Genomic DNA, 3300 nt, shown 5'->3' with positions numbered 1-3300 from the left:
TACCACCGTAATTTAATAGCCAGTTACCATTCAGCTTTAATTCCATTCCAATTCGCTAACTAAGCCCAATCTCCAGCCGATACAGGACAGCAGAGGTTGCTGATTTCATGACCTCTTCTTAATTTGCAAATCTTGAATTATATTGCGAAAACAATCAAATTTTAAGTCATGATCCCAAATGTTAATGCAGTTATTTACAGCGCTCTGCTGCTGTTCTCCGGTCTTTTTTCTGTTCCAGTTTTTAGTCAGCAGCCAATTCATGCCTCAGCGCTTCAATGTGAGTATATGGCTGATCCTATTGGCATAGATGCAGTTCAGCCCCGACTCAGCTGGAAGCTAAAAGACAATAGAAAAGCTGCTGTCCAAACTGCTTACCGGATTACAGTAGGTACAGATTCTTTAGCATTGATAAAGGATGATGGGACTGCGGTTTGGGATTCCGGTAAAATAAGTAGCTCAGCTCAGCTGACTAGGTATTCTGGAAAAGTACTGGAACCATTTACGAAGTATTATTGGCAAGTACAGATCTGGGATAAAGATGGAAAGCCTGCTACTTTTATACCAGTGAGCAGCTTTGAATCTGGAATGCAAGCCATGGGGAATTGGAAAGGAACCTGGATTAGTGACAATAAGGATATTAACAAATTACCAGCTCCATATTTTCGTAAAGGATTTAAGACCGTTAAAAAAATCAGATCTGCTCGTGCTTATATAGCAGCAGCAGGGCTTTATGAACTATATCTTAATGGAGGAAAAGTTGGTAACCATCGCCTGGATCCCATGTATACCAGGTTCGACAGAAGAAATTTATACGTAAGTTATGATGTTACCGCCCAGCTTAAAAATGGAGAAAATGCAATAGGTGTATTATTAGGAAATGGCTGGTATAACCATCAGTCCTTAGCAGTATGGGATTTTGATAAAGCACCATGGCGAGGAAGGCCAACATTTTGTTTAGACCTGAGGATCACCTATACCGATGGATCAACTGAGCTTGTGGTTACTGATGATACTTGGAAAACCGATGATAGCCCTATTGTTTTTAATAGCATTTATACGGCGGAGCATTATGATGCCCGAAAAGAACAGAAGGGCTGGAATGAGGTGGGGTTTGATGATCGTAAATGGAGAGGAGTTACGCTTCGCGCTGCGCCATCAAATCTGATCGTCAGTCAGGTGATGCATCCTGTCCGTAACGTAGAAGTGATCCCTGTAAAGTCTCTTAAGAAATTTAATGACACGACTTATGTGTTTGACTTGGGCAGAAACATAGCTGGAGTTACTGAAATCAAATTGAAAGGTGATCCGGGTACCCGTTTGAGTATCAAACATGGAGAAAGGTTATTGCCTAACGGAAGACTGGATTTGTCTAACATTGATGTTTATTACAGACCAAAGGACCAGAATGATCCTTTTCAGACCGATATCTTCATCCTTAAGGGGGAAGGAACAGAAGGTTTTATGGCGAAGTTTAATTATAAAGGATTTCAATATATAGAAGTAACGAGCAGTAAACCTATCGCGCTGAATAAGGAAAGTATCGTTGGCCATTTTATGCATAGTGATGTGCCGGTAACCGGAAAAATCCATTCTTCAAATACTTTGCTGAATAAGTTATGGTCTGCCACTAATAATTCCTATTTATCTAATTTGTTCGGGTACCCAACTGATTGTCCCCAAAGAGAGAAAAACGGCTGGACAGGTGATGGTCACTTTGCTGTAGAAACGGGATTGTATAATTTCGATGGCATTACGGTTTATGAAAAATGGTTAGCCGATCATCAGGATGAACAGCAGCCTAATGGGGTATTACCTGATATTATTCCTACTGGAGGCTGGGGATATGGGAAGTCAAACGGCACAGATTGGACCAGTACAATTGCAATTATTCCCTGGAATATTTACCTTTTCTATGGCGATTCCCATTTGCTGCGCAGCTGCTATCCTAATATAAAATCTTATGTAGATTATGTGACCCAGATCAGCCCAAATGGATTAACCACATGGGGAAGGGGAGATTGGGTGCCTGTAAAGTCTGAATCTCCACTGGAATATACTTCCTCGGTCTATTACTATGCTGATGCAGTCATATTGGCAAAAGCAGCGCAGCTTTTCGGAAAAAAGAAAGATTTTGAAGTGTATACTGCATTGGCTGATAAAATCAAAAAGGCCATCAATGATAAATACCTGAACCGAAGCGAAGGGATTTATGGTACTGGTTTGCAGACAGAACTGAGCGTTGCCCTATTATGGGGAATTGTACCAGAAGAACTCAGACTTACAGTGGCGCAAAGGCTTGCTGATCGGGTTAAGGCCGACAATATGCATTTAGATGTGGGTGTGCTTGGAGCCAAAGCGATATTAAATGCTTTGAGTGAAAACGGACAAGCAGATATTGCTTATAAATTGGCAGTACAGGATACTTATCCATCCTGGGGTTGGTGGATCGTCAATGGAGCGACTACCTTATATGAAAATTGGAATATTCAGGCAGAACGTGACATCTCTTTAAATCACATGATGTTTGGGGAAATAGGCGGATGGTTCTTTAAAGGACTGGGCGGCATTATGATCGATGAAAAGTCACCAGGTTTTAAAAACATCCGTTTGATGCCAAACTTTGTTGCCGGGCTAAATGAATTTGAAGCTACGCATGAGGGACCATTTGGAACGATTCAATCCTCCTGGAAGCGCAAGGGTAAAAAGATTTTATATGAAGTACAGATACCAGCAAATTCTTCTGCAACAATTCATTTTCCAGTCCAGCCTGGGCAAGCGGCCTGGATGGAGGGGAAGAAACTAACCGAAATCTACCAGGCAAGTGCCGGAAAGTATACTTTCGAAATTCAGTAGCTGAACAAAAAACCAAATATATACTAGGCTTCCTGTAGGAAAGGCCAGTGCCATGGTCATCTTATTTTACTGTTTGTGAGTACAGGGGCCTGGGCTCAAAAAATCCAGGTTCAGGAACTGAAGATGGAATATCAGAAAAATCCGATGGGTATCGAAGCTTTGGCTCCAGTTGCACACTTAGGTAGATTGTGTTCCTTTGTTTTTCTTACTGTTAATCATGTAGTTATGGATTCGATACAACTATAAGGGCGATATTGTTTGCAGAGCCGTTAAATTTTCTTACTTTTGCATCCCGCTTCGGAGGAAGGGTTTGTGCGAAAGATATAGAGAGAAGGATTTTGAAAGATTGCAGTAGGAGTTGGTTAATGTTGGTTTTACCGGTTTAATCACCAGAAAAACAAAAAGATTTATTTTCAAATAAAGCTTGACAATAACAAAAAGATTTCT

Annotated in this window: 1 protein-coding gene; it reads left to right on the top strand. The window is 40.9% G+C overall.

Features of this window, described 5'->3' with window-relative positions:
* Positions 1-168 precede the first annotated feature (168 nt).
* Positions 169-2853 (top strand): alpha-L-rhamnosidase, encoded by a 2685-nt coding sequence (locus K7X70_RS24335; protein WP_222539521.1) that lies wholly within the window; start codon positions 169-171, stop codon positions 2851-2853.
* Positions 2854-3300: the final 447 nt, after the last annotated feature.

The organism is Pedobacter polysacchareus (genome assembly GCF_019802255.1).
In the GTDB taxonomy this organism is placed as follows: Bacteria; Bacteroidota; Bacteroidia; order Sphingobacteriales; family Sphingobacteriaceae; genus Pedobacter; species Pedobacter polysacchareus.
Note: the sequence above shows the minus strand (reverse complement) of the source record. Positions and strands in the feature narration are given on the sequence as shown.